Source organism: Brenneria tiliae (assembly GCF_023347575.1).
Taxonomy (GTDB): Bacteria; Pseudomonadota; Gammaproteobacteria; order Enterobacterales; family Enterobacteriaceae; genus Brenneria; species Brenneria corticis.
Genome location: NZ_JAKPCB010000073.1, coordinates 1 through 1,310, shown reverse-complemented (window position 1 = coordinate 1,310; position 1,310 = coordinate 1). Strand labels below are relative to the sequence as shown.

Sequence of the window (1,310 nt, the reverse complement as noted above, 5' to 3'; positions counted from 1 at the left end):
CCTGAGAGATCCCCTCAAAATCTATCCTCCTGATAAATTTCCTCAATAATAACAGGGATTGCCGCCATCAGAGCCAGCAAGGTCTCGCGCTCTGTTTCCGGCATCCCTTCCTTCCTCAACACCTGCATCCCCAGGTTGAACGTCGATAACACCGCCTTTCTTTTTTCCGTATTCGCCTGATAGCCCTTTTCCCGCCCACGTTGCCTCGCCAGACTGCCGATAAGCCACAGCGTCAGCGTCGCCAACGCCACTATCAACAGCAGTATCTGAAGACGCTCCTCATTCCTGCTGCGCGATTCTTTCAGCGACAACCCTATCCGTTGGTTTTTACTGTCCCTGAAGCTCTCCTCTATCTGCATCCGAGTACGATACATCTTTACCGCTTGTTTCGCCGACAAGCCGGGCAGATTGGTTACCAGGAACCACGGCTCCCGTTCCCTCTGTCCATAGGCCGTGCTGTTTTTTCTTTGGGATTTCCGTTTGCCCTGCGTGGTTTTTTTTCTCCCCTGTAACGCTTTTTTATACAGATACGCCGCACAACGTATCGGGTTGCTTTTGGTCAGCGTGATGTCTCCCAGCGACTGGGGCGTCTCGCTGGCGAAGTCGTTCAGGCTGCGACAGGCACGCCACCCATCCTGGTCATGGGCGCGGAACAGGGTGGTATGACGTATCCGCCCCATCCAGTACCATCCCTGCGCCTCTACCTGTCTGAACCAGGGATTCTTGAAGCCGGCATCGGTCACCAGGATAGGCGTCACACCTTCCGGCATCATGGCTTTCAGTTGCCGGAGAAAGGCGCCATGGACCCGACGGTTATGACTGAGACGTTGCGGATGGACTTCTTCGTAAACCGTCAGTGCGCGTCCCTGGGAAGCCAGGGATGCACGCAGGATATGGAAGCCGGCCTCTTCGTTAATCTGGCTCCAGTCCACAATCAGAACGGGGCGCTGCTGCCGGGCGATAAGCAGGGGAAGCACGGCGCGATAGACCGATACCCGTTCAGCATGGAGCCGGGTATTTCCCAGCAGACGGTCCATTCGCTTGATGCAGTGCTTGGTATCGACGGGGGAGAGCCAGGCCCGGCCGAGGGCGGAGAGAGAGGCTTGAGGATTGAAACAGAGGGTTTTGACGGCCAACTGTAACGTGACCAGGCGTTTTTTATGGATGTTTGGGCAGGCGTTTTCGATAACGTCGTGTAATAATGAGCAGGCATTCATGGTGTTCTCCGACCTTTTGAATTTGGCGATTTATCAGATCGTTGAATGCCATGAATGTTCCTGCCTCTTTAATATTTGTGGGGATTCCTCAGG

1 protein-coding gene is annotated in these 1,310 nt (G+C 54.7%); it reads right to left on the bottom strand.

All coding sequences use genetic code 11. The features are described 5' to 3' along the window. Positions 1-14: 14 nt before the first annotated feature. Entirely contained in the window at positions 15-1,217 is a 1,203-nt protein-coding gene (locus MFP24_RS00385) for an IS4 family transposase (RefSeq protein ID WP_249228644.1), read from the bottom strand. Positions 1,218-1,310: the final 93 nt, after the last annotated feature.

Excerpts from the sequence above, each read along its gene's own strand:
- MFP24_RS00385 (WP_249228644.1), bottom strand. The coding sequence starts at position 1,217 with ATGAATGCCTGCTCATTATTACACGACGTTATCGAAAACGCCTGCCCA.